Source organism: Veillonellales bacterium, assembly GCA_039680175.1.
Lineage (GTDB): Bacteria > Bacillota > Negativicutes > JAAYSF01 > JAAYSF01 > JBDKTO01.
In genome coordinates this window covers 1-20,346 of the sequence record JBDKTO010000117.1, presented here as the reverse complement: position 1 = coordinate 20,346, position 20,346 = coordinate 1, and the positions used below count along the sequence as shown (strand labels likewise).

The 20,346-nt window shown below is 49.4% G+C and carries 21 protein-coding genes; 2 read left to right on the top strand and 19 right to left on the bottom strand.

Annotation, left to right across the window (positions count from 1 at the left end):
* Window positions 1–193 precede the first annotated feature (193 nt).
* The 16 genes from ABFC84_18515 to ABFC84_18440 form a co-directional block, all read right to left on the bottom strand.
* Window positions 194–1,447 carry a glycosyltransferase family 9 protein gene (locus tag ABFC84_18515; GenBank protein ID MEN6414735.1) on the bottom strand — a complete coding sequence of 418 codons (1,254 nt, stop codon included), beginning with the start codon at window positions 1,445–1,447 and terminating at the stop codon, window positions 194–196.
* A 79-nt stretch (window positions 1,448–1,526) separates the two neighbouring features.
* Window positions 1,527–2,030, bottom strand: a complete 504-nt coding sequence (locus ABFC84_18510) for an HAD family hydrolase (GenBank protein MEN6414734.1) — start codon at window positions 2,028–2,030, stop codon at window positions 1,527–1,529.
* The gene (gene rfaD, locus ABFC84_18505; GenBank protein ID MEN6414733.1) at window positions 2,027–2,995 is read right to left on the bottom strand and encodes an ADP-glyceromanno-heptose 6-epimerase; all 969 of its coding nucleotides are present in this window, start codon (window positions 2,993–2,995) and stop codon (window positions 2,027–2,029) included. Before rfaD ends, ABFC84_18510 begins: the two co-directional genes overlap by 4 nt.
* Before the next feature lie 178 nt (window positions 2,996–3,173).
* Entirely contained in the window at window positions 3,174–4,166 is a 993-nt protein-coding gene (gene rfaE1, locus ABFC84_18500) for a D-glycero-beta-D-manno-heptose-7-phosphate kinase (protein MEN6414732.1), read from the bottom strand.
* 54 nt (window positions 4,167–4,220) lie between these two features.
* Window positions 4,221–4,751 carry a D-sedoheptulose 7-phosphate isomerase gene (locus ABFC84_18495; protein MEN6414731.1) on the bottom strand — a complete coding sequence of 177 codons (531 nt, stop codon included), beginning with the start codon at window positions 4,749–4,751 and terminating at the stop codon, window positions 4,221–4,223.
* 48 nt (window positions 4,752–4,799) lie between these two features.
* Window positions 4,800–5,558 carry a glycosyltransferase family 2 protein gene (locus tag ABFC84_18490; protein ID MEN6414730.1) on the bottom strand — a complete coding sequence of 253 codons (759 nt, stop codon included), beginning with the start codon at window positions 5,556–5,558 and terminating at the stop codon, window positions 4,800–4,802.
* A 147-nt stretch (window positions 5,559–5,705) separates the two neighbouring features.
* Window positions 5,706–6,854, bottom strand: coding sequence for a glycosyltransferase family 9 protein (locus ABFC84_18485; GenBank protein ID MEN6414729.1), 1,149 nt, complete (start codon window positions 6,852–6,854; stop codon window positions 5,706–5,708).
* 1 nt (window position 6,855) lies between these two features.
* Complete coding sequence (locus tag ABFC84_18480; GenBank protein ID MEN6414728.1) at window positions 6,856–8,010, bottom strand: glycosyltransferase; 1,155 nt, start codon at window positions 8,008–8,010, stop codon at window positions 6,856–6,858.
* Window positions 8,011–8,044: 34 nt separating this feature from the next.
* Window positions 8,045–9,067, bottom strand: coding sequence for a glycosyltransferase family 9 protein (locus ABFC84_18475; GenBank protein MEN6414727.1), 1,023 nt, complete (start codon window positions 9,065–9,067; stop codon window positions 8,045–8,047).
* Between the two features lie 141 nt (window positions 9,068–9,208).
* Window positions 9,209–10,228 (bottom strand): glycosyltransferase family 9 protein, encoded by a 1,020-nt coding sequence (locus ABFC84_18470; protein MEN6414726.1) that lies wholly within the window; start codon window positions 10,226–10,228, stop codon window positions 9,209–9,211.
* Window positions 10,229–10,409: 181 nt separating this feature from the next.
* On the bottom strand, window positions 10,410–10,877 hold the full coding sequence (rfaE2, locus tag ABFC84_18465) for a D-glycero-beta-D-manno-heptose 1-phosphate adenylyltransferase (protein ID MEN6414725.1): 468 nt from the start codon (window positions 10,875–10,877) through the stop codon (window positions 10,410–10,412).
* Entirely contained in the window at window positions 10,858–11,868 is a 1,011-nt protein-coding gene (locus tag ABFC84_18460; GenBank protein ID MEN6414724.1) for a PfkB family carbohydrate kinase, read from the bottom strand. Before ABFC84_18460 ends, rfaE2 begins: the two co-directional genes overlap by 20 nt.
* A 36-nt stretch (window positions 11,869–11,904) precedes the next feature.
* Entirely contained in the window at window positions 11,905–13,320 is a 1,416-nt protein-coding gene (locus ABFC84_18455) for a hypothetical protein (protein MEN6414723.1), read from the bottom strand.
* A gap of 327 nt (window positions 13,321–13,647) precedes the next feature.
* Window positions 13,648–14,574: a hypothetical protein gene (locus tag ABFC84_18450; GenBank protein ID MEN6414722.1), complete on the bottom strand. Its 927-nt coding sequence runs from the start codon at window positions 14,572–14,574 to the stop codon at window positions 13,648–13,650.
* 92 nt (window positions 14,575–14,666) lie between these two features.
* Window positions 14,667–15,098 (bottom strand): hypothetical protein, encoded by a 432-nt coding sequence (locus tag ABFC84_18445; GenBank protein ID MEN6414721.1) that lies wholly within the window; start codon window positions 15,096–15,098, stop codon window positions 14,667–14,669.
* 453 nt (window positions 15,099–15,551) lie between these two features.
* Window positions 15,552–16,499 (bottom strand): porin, encoded by a 948-nt coding sequence (locus ABFC84_18440; GenBank protein MEN6414720.1) that lies wholly within the window; start codon window positions 16,497–16,499, stop codon window positions 15,552–15,554.
* 245 nt (window positions 16,500–16,744) lie between these two features.
* On the opposite strand from ABFC84_18440, the gene ABFC84_18435 reads away from it, so the two are divergent.
* Window positions 16,745–17,086, top strand: coding sequence for a hypothetical protein (locus tag ABFC84_18435; protein MEN6414719.1), 342 nt, complete (start codon window positions 16,745–16,747; stop codon window positions 17,084–17,086).
* A gap of 40 nt (window positions 17,087–17,126) precedes the next feature.
* On the opposite strand, the gene ABFC84_18430 is transcribed toward ABFC84_18435, so the two are convergent.
* The 3 genes from ABFC84_18430 to ABFC84_18420 form a co-directional block, all read right to left on the bottom strand.
* On the bottom strand, window positions 17,127–18,488 hold the full coding sequence (locus tag ABFC84_18430) for an S-layer homology domain-containing protein (GenBank protein ID MEN6414718.1): 1,362 nt from the start codon (window positions 18,486–18,488) through the stop codon (window positions 17,127–17,129).
* A gap of 405 nt (window positions 18,489–18,893) precedes the next feature.
* Complete coding sequence (locus tag ABFC84_18425; protein ID MEN6414717.1) at window positions 18,894–19,349, bottom strand: four helix bundle protein; 456 nt, start codon at window positions 19,347–19,349, stop codon at window positions 18,894–18,896.
* A 30-nt stretch (window positions 19,350–19,379) separates the two neighbouring features.
* On the bottom strand, window positions 19,380–19,790 hold the full coding sequence (locus ABFC84_18420; protein MEN6414716.1) for a resolvase: 411 nt from the start codon (window positions 19,788–19,790) through the stop codon (window positions 19,380–19,382).
* A 218-nt stretch (window positions 19,791–20,008) separates the two neighbouring features.
* On the opposite strand from ABFC84_18420, the gene ABFC84_18415 reads away from it, so the two are divergent.
* The gene (locus ABFC84_18415; protein ID MEN6414715.1) at window positions 20,009–20,200 is read left to right on the top strand and encodes a hypothetical protein; all 192 of its coding nucleotides are present in this window, start codon (window positions 20,009–20,011) and stop codon (window positions 20,198–20,200) included.
* Window positions 20,201–20,346: the final 146 nt, after the last annotated feature.

Sequence of the window (20,346 nt, the reverse complement as noted above, 5' to 3'; positions counted from 1 at the left end):
CTTAAAAATAATTTAATATAGAAGACGTGCTCCAACGAATTGATGATATTGCAGGCATAGGTAAACGTAGTGCCGAGGTCATCCTTTCAGAGATAGGAACCGATATGAGCCATTTGAGAGGTATTCATAGCAATGACAATAAAAATCATTAGTTCATTATACATAGCAATCTATAACCTATAAATAGCTTTTTTTATAATTTTTTTTGAACCTCCAGAGTAACATCCTCTACATTAATATGCTGAAGGCAGCGCCGTTCCGGACAAGCCTCCGCCGGAATTGCGCAGGGGCAGCACGATTCATTACTGGTAAGAACAACTGCGTTAGGATTGATAGGATGCCAGCGTTTGGGAGAAGTACAGCCATAAATCACTATCATAGACACTCCGACTGTTGCGGCGATATGTGCCGTTCCCGTATCCACTGTTACCAATAAATCCGTCTTTTGCAGCAAAGCCGCTAAGTCTACCAGGCTGGTTTGGCCGCAGAAATTGGCAATAGGCGTTTTGGCAAAAGCAATAACTTCATCGGCATAGTCCCTGTCTTCCGGAGCGCCGATAATGAAGAATTGGGCCGTGTATTGGGCGGCTAATTGGTCCGCCACTGCGGCAAACCGTTCTTTCGGCCAAGTTTTCAGAGGAAAGGTGCCTTTGACACAGAGTGCGATGCGAAGCGGCCGTGATAGCTGTGCGTCGGGCTGAGATTGCTTGCACAGAGTATCATGAAAGAATGTCTGTGGCCCCGGAGATCGCCGCGTCGCTGTCGCTCCTCGCGATGACAGAATGTTTTTTGTGCTGTTATTCTCAGGTGATTTGTCATTGCAAGGAGGTACGATGATACCATCTCCAACAAACTGATCTTTCTTGTTAAAGACAGAACCAGAATCGCTGCCGGGGAGTAGTGACGCTAACAGTTCTCCGGCTTTCTCTTCGTTTTCCGGCATGATGCGGGCCATGACGGGCTTGGCGGAACCGGTTGTTCCGGTAAAGCCGCGGATGATGGCCTGATAGGTTTCGGCCTGGAGGGTGTTGACAATGTCGTGGCGGAGGGGAATGGTTCGGGTATAGAGCATGGTCACCCGGCTTGGTTTGTCGTCAAACACTTTGTCCGGTCCCACTCGCACCGGAATGCCTGCCAGCCAGGTGAGTAAAGCCGGACGAAGCTTGCGGTCAAAAGAAATACTGAGATCAAAGTGCTTTGACCGCAGGCGTTGTGCCATTTGCCACATTTTCCCGAAGGATTTGTGCTTTGCTTTGTAGTCGTAGATGATGGCTTCGTCAATGACGGGATTATTGGTCACCAGCTGAGCTGCTGCCGGTCTAACCATCATGGTGATTTTAGCGTCAGGGTATACTTGGCGCAACAGAGCAACGGCGCTGGTAGATAACAGGACGTCGCCAATGTTAACCAGGGAATGGACCAGGATGTTGCGATATTGATTAGACATTTACATTTTCCCCACTCTCCGAGTGCGTAGTTTATATATATACGGAATTTGTCATTGCGAGGAGGTACGACGAAGCAATCTAGAAAATTTTCAGAACAAAGTCATAAAGATTGCTTCCCTGATATAAATAGCCCGGTATGCCGGCGGCTTTGGCCGCTTCCATATCGGAAGGCTTATCGCCGATAAGAATTGACCGATCTTTGTCTACCGGCCATTCCTCCATGGCTTTGAGCAGCATGCCCGGCTGGGGCTTGCGGCAGGTGCAATCCTTGGTGTATTGAGGAATGATGCCGTCCTTGTGATGGGGACAGTAGTAAAAAGCATCAATGTGGGCGTTGTGTTTTACCAGTTCCCGCTCCATAAACTCATTGAGCTTTTGAAAATCCTGCTCGGTATAATAGCCCCTGGCAATGCCGCTTTGGTTGGTAATGACGAAGACAAGGCAGCCTTGATCATTAAAATGCTTAATGGCAGCAATGGCACCGGGCATCCATTCAAAGTCTTCCGAACGGTACACATAGCCGTGATCGATATTAAGTACACCGTCCCGATCGAAGAATACGGCTGGCTTTAAGTTGGTCATGATAAGTATCCCTTGTTTTTGTCAAGATAGCGGCAGTAGTCGGCAACGGCTGTTTCCAGGTTCATGAAGCCGCCGTCGTAGCCGCCTGCGGTACAAAGCTTAGTAGTATCGGCCTGGGTGAAGCTTTGATATTTTCCTTTCAGGCTTTCCGGGAAGGGGATATACTCAATCTTGCCGTGGTTCTTGGCCTCAATGATGCTGCTGGCCACATCGTTAAAGCTGCGGGCTTTGCCGGTGCCGCAGTTGAAGATGCCGCTCCGGTCCGGATGCTGCCGGAAAAACAAGTTGACTTTTACCACGTCTTTTACATAGATAAAGTCCCGTTCCTGTTCGCCGTCCCCATAGCCGTCGGTGCCGGTAAACAAATGGGCGACGCCGTCTTTTACAATCTGATTGTAAAGCTGATAAACAATAGACGCCATCCGGCCTTTATGAATTTCCTGGGGACCGAAGACATTAAAGAAACGCAGCCCAACTATTTGGCTTTCCGCGTCAGGCAAGAGGCGAGTCACATAACGGTCGAACTGCATCTTGGAAAAAGCATAAACGTTGAGGGCGCTTTCACATTCGCCGCTTTCACGAAAACCTTTCAAACCGCTGCCATAGACGGAAGCGGAGGAAGCATATATAAAAGGAATTTTCCGGCGCAGACAAAAATGCAGCAATGATTTGCTATACTGATAGTTGTTGTCCATCATATAATTGGCGTTGTATTCCATGGTGTCGGAACAGGCGCCGATATGGAAGACGGCTTCGATTTTTTCATCGTCAAATGCGCCTTCTTCTATATCGCAAATAAAATCCCGCTTGTCGCTATAGTCGGAAAACTTCAGGGGAACCAGGTTCTTAAATTTATCCCCTTCTCCCAGGTTGTCCACCACCAGGATGTTGTCGCAGCCTTTTTCGTTCAGGCCTTTGACAAGATTGCTGCCGACAAATCCGGCACCACCGGTAACGATGATCATAGATTTCACTTTCCTTTCAAAGATAGAATTTGAACCGCGAAGGCGCGAAGAGCGTAAAGAAATGCGGTTATGTTAATATTATACGTTTTATTCCGGTCTTAAGCAGTGATACAATCAAATTCATTACAAATCATCCGCCATCACCCCTTCGCGCCTTCGCGGTTCAATCACGGTTCCATCAATTTGTATTTTCCAACGCTTCCAGCAGTTCTTGCCGGCTGATGGCGTAGGTGCCTAACTTGCCGACGACGACGCCGGCGGCCATGTTGGCAAGGTAGGCTGAGTCTACCGGGTCGAGACCGGCTGACAAGGCGGCTCCCATGACGGCGATGACCGTATCCCCGGCACCGGAGACATCGAATACTTCCTGGGCCAGGGTGGGAATATGAACGCATCGTTTGGCACCGACGAGGCTTAGCCCTTTTTCAGAGCGAGTCACCATCATATTTTTAATCCGGAATTTCCGCCTGATAGTCTGAGCGGCTTGCTTTACCGGTTCATCTTCATTGGTAACTTCATTTTTCGAAACTTCGTTCAGTTCTTTTATATTGGGAGTAATGAAAGATGCTCCCGTATATTTATGCCAGTTGCTTCCTTTGGGATCAATGATGACCGGAATATGATACTCGGCACACTTACTGATAATGGCTTGGCATACCCGGGAGGTACAGATGCCTTTGCCATAATCCGACAAGATTACACTGCCGGCCTTTTGCTGCAATGCTTTATCTACATAGTACAGAATCTTTGTTTCAACCTCATCCCCAACCGGAGAAGTCTCTTCAAAGTCCAGGCGAAGCATTTGCTGATGGCCGCCGATCACGCGAAGCTTGGTAGTGGTGGGACCGTCTTTTGCCACTAAACCCTCGTGTATAATGTTTCTCTCATCCAATAACCGGCATAAGCTATCGCAATGGATGTCATTCCCCACTGCGCCCGCCAGCAGCGTCCGGCAGCCTAAGCGTGCCAGGTTGTGGGCGACATTGCCCGCACCGCCCAGCGTCTCTTTTTCCTGCATGACCCGTGTCACCGGAACCGGAGCTTCAGGTGAAATCCGTTTGACTTCGCCGAAGTAATATTTGTCCAGCATGACATCGCCGACTACCAATACGGTGCATTGTGTTACTTGCTCCTCGACAAAAGCTTTTATTTTGTTATAGTTTCGATACATAGCAATCCATCCTAATATGAACCGCAAAGAGTGCAAAGATTGCGGTTAAAATGATTATGCAAATTCTTCATCGATCAATTCACAGACAATATGGCCAATGAGAATATGAGCTTCCTGGATTCTGGCAGTGACTTGGGAGGGAACCTGCAGGCAAAGGTCACAGCATTTCGCCAGTTTGCCGCCTTGCTGGCCTGTCAGGCCGATGGTTTTGGCGCCCTGAAGCCTGGCTTTGTCCATAGCCCGCACCACATTGGCGCTATTGCCGGAGGTGGAAATGCCTACGACCACATCCCCCTGGCGGACCAAAGCATCCACTTGCCGGGCGAATACCTGATCAAAGCCGTAATCATTACCGACAGCCGTCAAAATGGAAGTATCGGTGGTCAAAGCAACGGCCGGAAGTCCGTGACGCTCCTTAACAAACCGGCCGACGAATTCAGCGGCAAGATGCTGACAATCGGCGGCACTGCCGCCGTTGCCGCAAAAATATATGGTTCTGCCGTTTTTCAGCGCTGCCTGACAAATTTGTGCAAATTTTTCTATATCCGCCAGACAACCATTTTGTACCGCCTCTACGACGCTGATGTGCGCTTGAATGATTTTCCCGGTCTGCAACACAAATCATCCCCTTCATTACTTTTTGTCATCGTTTATATCTTGAATATAATACAATTTTACATATTTGGCCATCGTATAAAAAAAGTGAAATACCGCCAAAATAAAACCGATTCTCCCGTCCCGCCAGCCGGCTTTCAAAATATACATTTTAAAAAAGGCAAAATAAGGCCGGATCATGATATCCAAAAAGAAGTTGGCCCGTTTCCCTTTTTTCTTGTTTTTTTCAGCCGCCAGCTTGGTATACAGATTCAGTTTGTTAAAATAACTTTCCCAATTGGCGTAGGGGTAATGGATCATCGGTTTGGCGATTTTTTTTAATGGGTGCTGGTGAACGATTTGCGGATGAACAAACCCTTCCACATAGCTTCCTTCCCGCAGCAAAAGATGAATGCCATAATCAGGATACCAGCCGCCGTGCCGCAGCACATTTCCCATAGTATGATTCAGCCGGGGCACCAGATAGGTATAGGGTTCATTGCGTTTCACTGCAGCCTGCACTTCGGCAGCAAGCTCCGGGGTAATCCGCTCGTCGGCATCGAGGAAAAAAATCCAGTCCGTCGCTGCCTGCTGAATGGCAAAGGTCTGCTGAGAGCCCCAGTCGCCGTTCATGGCTCGCTGCACTACTTTCGCACCTAGTTCTTGGGCAATGTTAGCCGTGTTGTCGGTGCTGAAATCATCAATGACAATGATTTCATCGGCAAATAATGCGCTTTCGATACAGGCCCGTATGTTTTTTTCTTCATTCTTGGCCAATATAAGGACTGTCAGCTTCATATCGATTCCTGCTTTCTCAATATGGACTTTAATATTTTGAACCGCGAAGGATGGGGAGAATTGGGGGTCATTTGAACCGCAAAGACGCGGAGAACGCGAAGATGGATTGGATGTTTACCCGCAGAGGACGCAGAGGAAAAAATGAATTTATAATTCGATGATTTGACATTGATATTGTCCCGGGTCCCGGGGAACGTGACCCACTTGGTTACCGTACCGTTCAAGCAGTTTCAAGGTATGCTGCAGCACAATATCCACTGGAATCTGCTTCATGCATTTCAGGTGCTCGCAGGTATGCACCCCGCAGGGATGGCACTCTGCCGGAGTCTTAATCAAAATGCTCTTGTTATTGTAGGGGTAAAAACCGGGAACCGGCGAGGCACCGAACATGGTGACAAGGGGCACGTCCATGGCCACGGCAATGTGCATCGGGCCGGAATCGTTGGTGACGAAGACGGCACATTTTTTCAGCAGTGCCGCCAGTTCCAGCAGAGTCAGCCTGCCGGTGAATATCCGGAGCAAAGGGTGGTCTTTGTGCCGCATCAAGGCGATGGTTTGCTGAACCAGTTCTTCGTCCATAGGGCCGCCGAAATAGGCTACGCCAAGGTTCTTCTCCAGCAGACGGTCAGCCAGTTCGGCATAGTATTCCTTCAGCCAGCGTTTGGTGGGCCAGGAAGCGCCGATGTTGAGACCGATGACGGGAGGATTGGAGTTATCGGATTGATTGGAACCGCGAAGGCGCGAAGGACACGAAGAAGATGGATTGGGGGGGAAGGATTGGGACCAGATTTCGTCCGCACTTTTTTCGGCCGCTTCGTCCAGCCACATCTCGATTCCCCGGTCGTCAATGCGGGTAATGCCCAGGCCTTCTTTTAAGACATCAAAGTGGGAATGAATCTGGTGCTTGACGGCTTTGCGGTTTTTAATGCAATATTGAAACATTTTCCCCAGTCCCCAGGAGGAATAGCCGATAATCCGGCCGGCGCCGCTGAAAGCGGCAATAAACGAAGCCCTCTCATTGGCGTGGAGGTTGATCACCAGATTAAACCGGCGCTGGCGTATCTCAGCGATAAAGTGAATATAGTTGCCCAATTTATTATGATAGCCTTTTTTATCAATTGCAATTAATTCATCAATATTTTGATTGTATTTTACCAGATCGCTGAGTTTGGCATCCGCCAGCAGGGCGATATGAGCCTGGGGATAATTGGTACGCAGTGTGCGCAGAACGGGGGTGACCAGCAGCAGATCCCCGATATGCATTAGGTTGATGACAAGTATTTTTAAAGATGACATTTCAACATCTCCCAACCAGCTGAAGCAGCGTTTTGGCAAATTTCCCCGACGAGTAATCAGCGGCGGCCCGGTCCAGTTCCCTGGTATAAAGGGCGGCTTTATCGTCAAAGGTATTGACAAAATTCTCAATTGCTTCCTTAAGAGAGTGGTTATCGCCGCCGGAAAAGCTGACGCCGATTTCATATTTCGCCAGCACTTCCGGATTGATCTCGGAACTGAGAACCACCGGTTTTTGGTAGCCAATCGCCGTAAACAGCATGCCGGCCCAGTGATACCGGTACCGGCTGGCCGAATAGGGCATCAGCAGCGCATCAATACCGGCGATGGCTGTCTGCCACTCTTTTCCAATCAAGCCTTTATGCAAAAAGCGGATATGAGGATGACCGCTGTATTTTTTTATAATCCGTTCAAAATCGGCGGAATCATCCGGATTCATTGTCGCCCCCTGCACTTGCAGCTGAATCGGCCGTTTATACTGGCCGGTTAAAAAAACATCTAAGAAAGTATCCAATTGTTTTTCCCGGCGGTATTGCCCAAAAAAGCCAAGCCGCAGAGGCCGCCCCTGGTCAAGGACTCCGCTGAACGAGGCAGGCTGAAAATCAATGTCCCGCGGTGTATACGCCGGCGGATTGATGCAATAAACATTGGGAAACTTATGGCCGAATAAGGCATCGCCAAAAGTGAGAACAGCCGCTTTCACATTCGGATAGTCGCGCAATTTTTCCACTGCTTTAAAAAAGCGCGGTGCTTCGTTGGGATTGATGCCGTGTACAATAAAAATTACCGGTACAGGAGAGTGTTTTAAGCTATTGATATTCAGTGCCCGCAAATAGCGGTACGTTGATGTCGGAATGATAACGGCGTCGAATTCGCCCCTGCCGGCGAGAGCAGCTAACGCCCGGAACCAGCGCTGGCGGTTCCATTCCCGCTTAACAGAAAACAGCATCTTGCCGATACCCTTTAGCCCGGTATATGATACGCCTTCACCGGGAAGATAACGGACAGGAACGCCATAATCGTATTTAAACACAAAATTCTCCGGCACATAAAAAACCGCTTCATGACCTAATGCCTGAATTTCTTCCACTAAAATACGGTCAAAATCAACTTCATGACCGCCGGGTGTAGTAATCGATTCCATAATTGCCAATTTCATCGTCTATGACATCCTCTTCTGGAGACAGTTCGGTTTACTGCTTCCCCAGCATATTTAACGCCGCCGAAACGACCTGATCGCTGCTGATTTGTTCCATACAAGCATGACGTTCACAATTTCCTTTTCCCCAGCAGGGGGCACATGCTGCCGGAGCCTGAAGTACAATGTCCCGCGGTCCTCGCGGTCCCCAGCCTTTAGGGTCTGTGGGACCGAACAGGGCCAGTACCGGAGTGTCGACTGCCTGAGCAATGTGCAGCGGCGCCGTATCCACGGTAATCAGCAGATCGGCCTGGGAAATGAGAGCCGATGACTCTCCCAGGGTCAGTGTGCCGCCGAAAACCTGAGCAAGATTTCCCGCCCGGTGATTAATTTGTTCAAGGCAGGCCTGCTCCTTCGGTCCCCCGATCAAACAGCAGTCGGCCTGAGACGATAATGATTGCAGCAAGGCGGCATAACCTTCCACTGTCCAGCTTTTCCGAGGATAGCTTCCGGCGGGGCAAAGCACCACTAAAGATTTTTCGGGGGTCCGCTTTACTTTTTCTTCTGCCTTTTGCCGGTCCAGGGGATTGATTTGCAAAGTCAGGCTGGTATTCCCAGTGGTAATTCCCAGGGGCTTCAAAACATCCAATTGATTTTCCGCTTCGTGACGGATCACCGGACGATGAGAAGCTGCGACATGGGTCAGAAACCACTTTGCATGCTGAGCGTCATAGCCGGCCCGGTACCTGGCACCGCTGGCCCAGGCCACCATTGAGCCACGCAGGGCAAAGTTAGTGGATACCGTGAGATCATAGTCTTGCTGCCGCAACTGACGGATTAATTGCCAAAGCTGGGACGGTTTTTTATGCTTGCCCCGTTTATCATAAACAAGAGTCTGATGAATATAAGGATTCAGCCTGGCTATAGGTTCGGCCACCGGGACCACCAGCATATCAATGTCCGCGCCGGGATAATTTTCCCGCAGCGCCCTAGTCACCGGGGTAGTCAATAAGACATCCCCAATAAAGGCCAGATTGATTACCAAAATTTTTTTGATGGAAGCATGATTAATCTTCATCAGACACTCCTAGAAAATTTATATAGTACTATCTCTGTCATTGCGAGAAGCGACAGCGACGCGGCAATCCGGGACATCTCGGAAGAAACAACAGCGGTTCCTGAGATTGCTTCGTCGTTCCTCCTCGCAATGACAATAACTTTATACAAACTTTTTAATTGCCTGGTATACATCTTCAACTGAAATCTCCGCCAGGCAGTCAAGCCCTGTCGGGCATTTGCGGTGCCAGCAGCCGATACAAGGACGGCCGGCGACAAGGGCGGTATTTTTTTGTCCCAGCGGACCGTTGCGGTTGACATCGGTCGGCCCCATTAAGGCAATCGTCGGCGTGCCGAGGGCGGCGGACAAATGCATGGGGCCGGTGTCGCCGCCGACAAAGGCAGCGGCCTGCTGAATAACATAAGCCAGTTGTTTTAAGCTGGTTTTGCCAATCAAATCAACGGGGGGAATTTCTGCCGTTTGATTCAAACGATCCAGCAGCTTTCTGTCGCCGGGGCCGCCCACTGCCACCGGTATAATCTGCCGGGCAAACAGCTTATCCGCCAAAGCGGCAAAATGCTCCGGCGGCCAGATTTTATTCGGCCAGTTGGCGCCAAGGGCCAATACTACGTAAGGAATTTCGCCCCCTGCTCCCGCCTGTTTCAAAATAGCTTGAGCGCTCCGGGCATCCTGCTCTGTGACCCGGATCGGAAAAACAGGTTTTTCTACCCGGCAGCCAAGCGCCCGTACCACATCCAGATAACGGTCAACCACATGTCCGTTAGCATAAGCGCCAACCACCCGTTCAGAGATAAACCGGCTTCCCTCCCGGGCATTCTGATAAACGAGACGCCGCTGGGCTCCGCTGAAAAAGCTAATCAAGGAACTCTTCAACAAACCCTGCAAATCCAGCGCCAAATCAAACTGCTTTTGCCGCAGCGCTGTGATAAAAGGCGGAGCATGCCGGATCAGTCCTGCCAGAGACTTAAATTGGGGTTTATCAAAAATAATGATTTCGTCAATATCCGGGTTATTCGTTAGCAAATCGTAAGCCGGCTTTTCCACAACCCAGGTAATCCGGGCTTGGGGAAAACACTGTCTAAGTGCATGAGAAACCGGCAGCGCGTGAATGACATCGCCGATGGCGCTGAGTTTTACGATAAGAATGTTGTGATAAGTCATGGAGAATTCCTCCTGGTTTTTGGCAATTGGCGGTTGGTTCACAGCACTTAGTACTTGGCACCAAATTCTGTCATTGCCAGCCGCAGCGAAGCAATCTCACGGCTACGGTCGCCTATCCAGCGTTGAAACTACCGCCACGGCAACACCTCGCTCTTAGCTACAGCCAACCGCCCACAAGCCCCTAGTCCCTGCTGATCTTCTGAATAATACTGCTGGTTGACCGGCCTTCCACCAGGGGTATGAGTACGGTTTTGCCGCCGTAGGCGGCGGCTATTTTCGCTTCCGGCAGCGAATCTATACAGTAGTCGCCGCCTTTGACATAGATGTCCGGCTGAATCTGAGCCACCAGACCTTCGGCCGTGGGGTCAGCGAATATTACGACAAAATCCACTGCGGCCAAAGCCGCCAGTACTTCGGCCCGGTCTTCCGCCGGGTTAACCGGCCGGGCGGGGCCTTTCAGACGCCGCACCGACTGATCGCTGTTCAAACCGACCACCAGACAATGTCCCAGTGCTTTAGCTGCCGCCAGATAGCGGACATGCCCGGCGTGCAGAATGTCAAAACAGCCGTTGGTAAAAACAACGGTTTTACCAGCGGCCTTTATAGGTTGAATCGCATCGCAGATGCGATCACGACTGATGACTTTCATAATGCCTCCCTATCGCTTCCCGCAATTCATCAGGGGAAACCGCCGCCGTTCCCAGCTTTCTCACCACGACGCCGGCGGCAAAATTCGCCAGACGGGCTGCCTCCCCATAAGAAGCTCCGGCAGTTACCGCCAGAATCATGGCGGTAACCACCGTATCGCCTGCCCCGGATACATCGTAGACTTCACTTTTATTGGTGACGGGAATGTGGCTGTAACTGCCGGATTTTTCAAATAAAGTCATCCCGTCCGGTCCGCGGGTAATCAGCACCGCTTCGGCCTCCAGCTGTTTCAGCAAAGCCTGTCCCGCGGGAATCAGCGCTGCTTCATCCAGAGACTTCATTCCCAGAGCCGCCGCGGCTTCCGACTCATTTTGCTTGACAAGGGTGACTCCCGTAAACGCCATAACATTGTAGCGGGAGTCCACGATACAGGGAATGTTGGCAGACCGGCAGGTATCAATTGCATAGCGCATAATCAGCGGTGAAACCGTGTGACTGCCGTAATCGCTCAGCACGACTCCGTCCATCTGCCCGATATACTGCCTGATATAATCAAGCACCCGCTCCTCCATGGCAGACGCCAGCGGTTCCTTCTTTTCTTTGTCAATCCGTACTATCTGCTGGCGGACTGTGGCCTGCCCCCCCGCCATGACCCGGGTCTTCGTAATCGTCGGCCGGCTGTCATCCGCCATCAAACCAACCGTTTTAATCTTTTTAGCCGCCAAAATGCGAACCAGTTCCCGACCGGCATAGTCCTGCCCGACGACGCCGACCGTATAGACATCCCCGCCCAAAGCAGCGGCGTTGTGAACAACATTGGCGGCACCGCCGGGAACCACTGTTTTGCCCTGGTCTTCCAGCACCAGCACCGGCGCTTCCCGGGAAATGCGGGAGATTCTCCCTTCCAGATATACGTCAGCCACCATATCGCCAATAACCATAATTTTTTTCGACTGAAGTTTGTCTATCCAATCCGTCAAAAAAGTTTGCAATGAAAAACCTCCCCCATCGTATAATGCCACGCTGCCTTACCAAGAAAGGGTTGACAATTTAAGCCGCCACTCACTCCGTTTGGCCCGGTACGTCAAATCGGCTTCCCAGCAGTGGAGATTTCGCTTCCAGGTATAGTCCACATCTTTCAGAAATTCCCCTTGGGTATCATAGCTGGTCTTAACCGTCAACGTATCCATCCGGTCCAGCTTATAGGTAATTCCGTTAACCAATTCATGGCTCACATCAATTTTGTCATATTCGTAAGGGCTGGTGCCGCTTTCCTTGTTAAAATTATAGCCGACCCAGGTTGTCAGCCGGTCGTTGGGTTTTGCTGTCAGACGCAGATTCAGCATCCAAATATCATTGGATGTTTGATTGTAGCCGTATCTGATGTTGTCAAAGCCTGTCCCCAGATCAAAGGTAAGAATCTTGCTGAGGAGAATCGGATCTTTTTTGAAATACAGATTCGATTCGCGCCGCCAGCCGGAAGCATTGTCTGCGTTCCATTTACCGGCAGTCAGGAAAAAATGAGTCGTCCAGGAACTGCCGCCAATACGGAAGGGCTTCCAATTGACCATAAGTTCCGGCGTTTTATGAACCCATTCATCATCACCATTGAATGTATAGCTGTCATAAAGGCTTACCGTATAGTTATCCTGCCGGCTTGCCAGACCGTAAGTCGGTTTAAATCCTTTGTGGGAATAATAGGCCAAATCGCCATAAGCCGACAGCCGGCCGGCAATGGGATATTCTAAATATTGAGAAATGGATACGCCATTGTTGGAGCTGTAGCCAAGCCGCGGAAAAGCGGAATTTTCATCCTTCCCTTTTGCCAGGGACTGCTCATATTTGGGCAAAGAAAAAATCACTGTATTCTTAATCCAAAACTTGGCGTTATAGGCGATATATTTATCGCCGGGCCATACTTCAATCCGGGTGGCGCTGATATGATAATCAGGCACCTTCGCCGGGCAGGTGGTAATCATCCCGTCGTGGATATTGATCTGCTTGGCGGAGAAATCAATAGTGTGACCGGCAATATGGTCCTGATACGGTTTTCCCGCCTCATCCAAAACGCCTTTGGCCTGCCGGATGGTTCCTGTTTTCTCCTGATAATTGTAATGAGCGCCTAAACCGTTCAGTATCATCCCCGGCTGCAAAAAAGTAGCGTTGCCGTTCATCCACACTTCATGCTGCTTCGTATTGCCCTGCAGGAGATCTGTAAGTATTTTATCGCCGTTTTGCGTCATAATCACATTGCCGTTGGCATATACATCGCCTGTCAAATCGTTAAAGGAAAGTTCATCCCCTTCAATCACGACGGGAGCTTTTGCCGGAGAAGCTGTATTGGCAGCTGCAGCCTGCCTATCGGCCGCCTGCCCTGATAAAGCAGTGCCAAATGCCAGACTAAACGTCAGCAAACCAAACAAAAATAGTTTTGTTTTCCCCATATTATCTCCAATCTATAGAAATTTTGCTAAAGCAACCATAGACTTTCCCATAATTCTTTTTTTATTCTACAAGTATAGCGTTTTTCCTGCCCAGCTGCCACCGGGAAATTGTAGCAAAGCTATTGGTTGTTGGCACTTGGTGATTGGCACTTGGCACTTGGCGGTTGGCTCACAGCTCACAGTTCACAGTTCATAGCCTTTACTGTCATTGCGAGCCGCAGCGAAGCAATCTCACGGTGCCGGATCGTCTCTCCTCGCGCTGACAGCTAAAAACGCGTCTATATGTAAAAAAGCCACCGTGGGGTGGCTTTTTTACTGAGTGAAAATTTATTGGGTATTGCTGACCTGAATGCCGTAAAGATCCGTATCGGCAGACGCCTGGATAAATAATGAAGTCCCGGCGGGGATTTCTATATCCTGGCCGTGTACAAAAGCGCCGCCCACGACACCAAACGGCCCGAGGATTGCCATACCGGCAACCGTCGCCCCTGCCGCCTTGGCTAAGGATTTCGTTTCTTCCTTGGCTTTTTCGCCCATTACAGTGTTGATGACAGTGCCGTCAACCCCTTCAATAGTATCAAAAGTAATCTGCAGTTCGGCATCCCGTCCGAAATTTTTCCGCGGTTCTATTTTCGTTACCTTGCCTGTCCCACAGGCTCCCTGAGCAATGACCAGAACACCGCCGGCATAAATATCATTGGCCGCCTGATATGTCACAATATCCCCCACCCGGCTGTTCTTCGTGCTAAGGGGCGATATCACTTTTATTTTAAACAGTGTATCCTTGTTAATCGTTGTCTTGGTAATATTGACCTGACCATCTGCATAAGCCAGTTTGGTCAGTTTGGTCAACCGGCTGTCAAAGGACCCGGCAACGGTATTTCCCATCAGCACCCGTTCAATATTTTCCAGGCGGGTTTTGGCCGGCTGTCCGGTAACCAAATGATTCAGCGCCCACTCCACACCATTTAAGCGAACGATAAAGGAAGGAGTCATTGAGCCATTTTCCTTTGTATAGCTATAGATGCGATCCACTTTGCTCATCAGCGCATCCTTGGTTTCCGTGCCGTAAATATCCTTCTCCAGCTTGCTGATCCGCTCCACCAGAGACCCGGTCTGTTCCGTTCCGTAGTAAATCTTTTCCATCGCTGCCGTCTTATCCAGCAGCGTTACCTCGGTCGTCGCTTCCGCCGACACTGCCGCCGACAGCATGAGCATGAGCATCATAGTTCCAATAAGTATCTTGCGCAGCATAGTATTCCTCCCCTGTTTTGAACCAACATTACAATTTTTATATTCGGTATCTTAAAGAGATATCCTGCCGGTATTGGCAGGATATTCATAAGCTATATTTTTACATCGATCATTGCCGAAACGCCCACGCCCTGCACCCGGGAAAAATTGGTCGGGTTTTTGCTGTCAATCGGTACTAAACCTTTAACCCGGAACTGACTGCCGTTAAAATTTCCCTCAATTTGGATCACCGCTTCTGTCTGATCAACCAGTTCCTGAGGCCCGGTAACCTGAACCGCCCCTACGTAGCCGCCGCTACCAAAAGTGATGATCGGGACCACCTTCGTGGCATAGCCGCTTTCCGCGCCATGTTTTGCCATCAGCGTGTTGATAAAGTTGTTCAGCGGTCCGGCAAATTTGTCGACGACAATGGCTACCCCGCCGACTTTTAAAACATCGCCAAACCCAAACGCCTGGGTAACCGGAACAACCGCCACCGACAACATACAGAATACGAGCAGACCGATAATTACCCGTTGCTTCATTTAAATACCTCCTGTTAATCGCTCCTGCTATTCTATATTATGTGTAATTCGACAGGGGAGAACTTTTTCCTACCGCCGGAAAAGAAAATGTTGCGGAGCAGCGGGCGGTGGTTGGTTCACAGCCCATAGCCCATAGCCCACAGCTCATAGCATTTACTGTCATTGCAAGCCGCAGCGAATCAATCTCTCGGTGCCGGGCCGCCTCTTCCCGCTTGGAGATTGCTTCGTCGTTCCTCCTCGCAATGACAGAGCAAAAGCACAGCCCTCCATTCTGTCATTGCGAGCCGCAGCGAAGCAATCTCACAGTTCCGGGCCGCGCTTGGAGATTGCTTCGGCTGGCGTCGCGCGATGACAGATAGGGTTCATGGCGTTGGAATCCCCCCAGCCAATTTTATTTTCTACGTAAAAAGGACCCGCATGCAAAAATGCGGGTCCTGCGCGCTGATATAAAATTTAGAAATTGTAGCTTACCGTTGCCCGGAAGGAAGTGTTGTCATCAGCAGCGCCTTTTACTACAGACATATCGCGGTAGAGAAGATGAAGAGCAGTATCCTTGGTAAAGTTGTGGTCGGCACTGTAGTAGAAGCCTTTGCGATTCGAATCAAAAGTCGTCATGGCATTAATGTTGCCGTTTGTCTCTACTTTATAATTGGTTACCGATACCGTATTTTTATTGTCAAATTTATAGGCCACTCCTACATCATAAGCCGAATTATCGGCGTCGGCATTGGATTTGGCATATTCAGCCGAATAAGTAGCTTTTCCCATTGTGTACGCGGCGTCGACAGCCCAGAAATTCTGTGCGTCATCTTTCCTGTACGTTGCGTAAGTCGCACCCAGAGTCAAAGCACTCGTCGGATTGTAGGAACCGCGCAAAGCATAGATTTTATTGTCGTCCCCGGTGCTGTTATTTTCCTGAGCCGCCAGGAAGTCCAAAGAAGTTACGCCGGATTTTCCTTTAATATTAATTCCGTCGACAACGCCAAAATCCTGCTGGCCCAGATAGCCGGTGCTGTCATACAGCAGTCCGGTACCGCCAATCCAGGCTGCCTGCTGGCCGATTTTGTACTCAAAGCCTTTGTTCGTATAGTCAAAGCCGTATTGATCGATCTCGCCCAGGAAGTTGTCCGAATCGTTATAGTCTTTCGCGGCCGTAAAGTTGTTGTTGCTTACGCCTTCAGCCGCAAACCGGGCGTAGATACTCAGTTGGGGAGCAATTTCACTTTTGGCATTCAAGGTGAAACGGGTAATGCCGGCGTTGTGATCTTCACTGTTTTGATTGTGGTCCACACGATAGCGATAAGAAACGGAACCGTCCAGTTCCACAGGGTTGGCCAGCGCCAGACCGGTAGAGAGAGTGATCATTGCAGCAACCGCTGCGGCCAGAAGTCTTTTTTTCATGGTAACTCCTCCTAAAAATGTTTTTTTCGCCCGACTGACGTGATTGCCGTTCCGGTATAAGTTGCCCCTGTTTCCTTATCCGTTCGGTACAACCCGTACAGTGAGCGTTATGTTTTATCCGCCCGGGACTTTTCCTGCCTGTCCCGCGAGGGTAAAAACCGGTAAAAAATAAAGCCTTCGCAGACACTGCTGCGGAGGCTTCATTGCCAGGAATTGTTTTGAATTTTACCATATAGCACGGGAGCGTGTCAATAGACATTTTTGAAATTTCATTAGGAAAAATCAAGAAATGCGGTTTGGGGCTATACAAATGTGACCTTTGGCTCACTCCATTCTGTCATTGCGAGCCACAGCGAAGCAATCTCTCCGTGCCGGACCGGCTCTCCCGCTTGGAGATTGCTTCGTCGTTCCTCCTCGCAATGACGAGCAAAAAGCACCCTCAATTCTGTCAACGCGAGCGACAGCGACGCAATCTCCCGATACCGGACCGCCTCTCCTGCTTGGAGATTGCTTCGTCGTTCCTCCTCGCAATGACGAGCAAAAAGCACATCTATGATTTTATCGGCATGAGCGGCATGGGATTCTAAAAAAAAGAACCCCGCATCACTGCGGGATCCTTTTTGCTTCTTAGAAGAAGTAGTTGATTTGGAGTCTGGTGAAGTTCTTGTTTGGTGCATCATCACCGGTTTTGGCGTCTTTGATGTTGAACTGGTAAACACCTTCAAAGTTGATATTTTTCGCTAATACATATGCAACTTGGAAGTCCCAGAATTTAATTCCGTTACCAGTCTTAACTCCTACAGCATCGCCATCAGTTTTGGTATACGGACCCATCATGGCATACGGGAAAACATGACCTTCGAATTTCGCATACTCGCCAAACAGAGCGAAAGAACCGGGTTTAGCAAGGTTAGCCTGACCGTATGTCAGTCTGCCGATAGTGGCTTTCGGGCTGTTGCCGTCAAATCCGTCTTTAGCACCGTCAGCAGTGTTTCTGTAATATTCACCGATTACATTCCACTTCGGAGCGAACTGATACGTTACGCCGCCGCCAAAAATATTGTAATTCTTGACAATGGCACCATTATCCTGATTTTTGAAATAATCAACATTCATTTTAATTTTCTTGTCGAAAGCATATGTTGCTTCAGCATAGTAAATGTCTTTCATATCTTGCCACTCACTACTCGGCGTCGTTGCCCTAACACCATTCACACGTGCATAATACGCTGCATCTTTATGTTGCCAATAGCTGGCATCGGCATAACCTAACATCAAACCGAATTTATCGAACTTACTCTTGGTCTGAATACCGTCAATATTACCGGTAGTTCCGGCTAAATATTGCGTTGGACCAAGTTGCAGGGTATAACGGCCTACGGTAACATCCGTATTGTGGATCAGACCTTTAGTAGTCAGAGCCAAATCACTTAAGCGGTTAGTGCCTTCAGCACCGGGATTATCAGTCGTCGTAGCAATATGACCAAAGTTGTTGTCGGCAGCAACATAACGGGCATACAGAGAAGTCGTGTCGTTAATATTGCCGGTCATCGTTATACGCAGACGATTTTTCCAAACGGCATCGCTCTTATCCAGATTGTCATAACGCATCCGGATATCGCCGCCAATTTTAACTGCGGACTGATTCGCTTCCAGCTTTGCGACGCGAACGCCGAGATTCTGCAGCTCAGAGGAGAATTCAACAGCCAGTTTGTCAACTAAGGCTTTGTTTTCAGCGCTGGCTTTGTCGGATTTTGCCATAGCTTTGGCTACAACCTGAGCCATTTCATAACGAGTCATGGTCTTGTCGCCACGGAAAGTGCCATCATTGTAGCCGTCAATCAGACCGGCCTGAGCCAATTTGGCAACTGCGTCGTATGACCAGTGTTTAGCCGGTACATCAACGAAAGGATTTGCAGCTGCGAAAGCTGCGCTGCCGATGCTCAGTACGAATACCAGAGCAAGGGTCAGAATAAGAGTCTTTTTCATTCTTTTCTCTCCTTAGGTTTATTTTTTTTGTTGTAATGAGCCTAAGAAGGGAACTGTCGTTGAGTTTCCTTGTTTCCTCAATTTTCAATATTCCCTTGTCAAAGGTCTCATATCTATTCACCTACTGCAAGAACCGCTCCCGGGAACCTAAGGTACACCTCCTTCCTTTCCCGTCAGTTCTCTTCAGTGACAGATCAAAGTTCAGGATTGAATATAATATATCCAATCATTGCTTTACAATACTTCAAATTCTATATTCACCTTAATATTCCTGCTTGATTGGAAAATTTTTTTAAAAATTTTTGGTGATGGGCTGTTGGCGGTGGGCGATTGGCTGTTGGCTGTTGGTGATGGGCGGTGGGCTGTGGGCTGTGGGCTCATAGCCAATCGCCAATCGCTCATCGCTCATAACGACCCTTGATTCTGATTCATAATTGTTTTTCGTAATGCTCCTATTTGCTTTTGAATGCTCTCGCATTGTGCTTGCATATCATTGACCTCAATCGCATAGCAGCATTTCGCTAACTCTAGCTGAGTTTCAAGCTCGCATAGACTGCCATACGCAATATCCAGAAAGCGATAAAATTCCTTATCCCTTTTTCTACCCCAACCTTCAGCAATGTTTGACGGAACAGATACAGCACTGCGTCTTATTTGCGAACTAAGCCCATGTATTTCCTGCCTCGGTAATTGTTCTGTCATTTTAAATACTTTAACAGCTAAATCCATTGAATCTTGCCAAATCCGCAAATCTTTGAAATTTCTCTGATTATCAGACATAGTGATTCCTTTCTGTTGTTGGTTGTTGGCGATTAGCTCACAGCCCATACCATAGCCCATAGCCAACAGCTCATGGCTCATAGCCAATAGCCAACAGCCAACAGCCCATACTCACCGCCCAAAGTAACGCTCGGCCAGGATGACGGCTACATAGTCGTCTACCGGTACCGGCGGCACCTGCATGGTCACGGGGATCAGCCGTTTCAAGCCGCGGGGAGGATTTTCCCGCCAGTAGCGCTGGCGGGCTGCGTCGGTGGAACGGTGTTCGTCTACGGGGATGACGGTCAGGGGGCCGCCGTTGACCAGGATACCGGCTAATTTTCCGGCCGCCTGGCGGCTGGTGGTCCGATCGCCCAGGACGACGGTGGAAATCGCGTATTGGGCGGCCAGACGGCTTACCGTATCCGCCATGGCGACGGCTGCCACGACTTGCCGCCACAGGGCGCCGTTTGTTTTATGTACAACCGCTACCCCGCATTTTTCTCTGCCGGGATCAACGGCGATGATTAGCTGCTGCTCCATGAATTGGTCCTCCTTGGGAAATATGCATCCCATATAATAGAGTATATTCGATAGGAGGGAAGATATTCCTGCCAATTTTCGCTTACAGCCGCTGGAACCGGGCAGCTGGATTCCTGACTCACAGCTTACTATCCTGTCATTCGCAGGAACGAACGGCCGATGCTTCTGAAATTGCCGCCTGCGTTCGCAGCGGGAATGAAAAAATTGCACAGAGTAGCATGGAGGCTCTACAGATCGCCGCGTCGCTGCCGCTCCTCGCGATGACGGAATCGTTTTTCGCTTTCATACTAAAACGATTTGTCATTGCGAACGACAGTGAAGCCATCTCGTACTTTCGCTTCACCGCATCCCGCTTGGCGATGCCATGGCTGACGCCAGTCGATGACAACTATAATGCTTTTTATCCATAGCAAAAAGGCGTCCCGGAGGGCAATGTCATTAAGTTAAAGCATATAGGATAAATTCCCAAAAGAACCGAGTACGAAAAAAGCGTACCCGGTTCTTTTTTTTGTACAAAAAGATTGACAAACAGACGAAAATATGCGGCGAAGCCCCT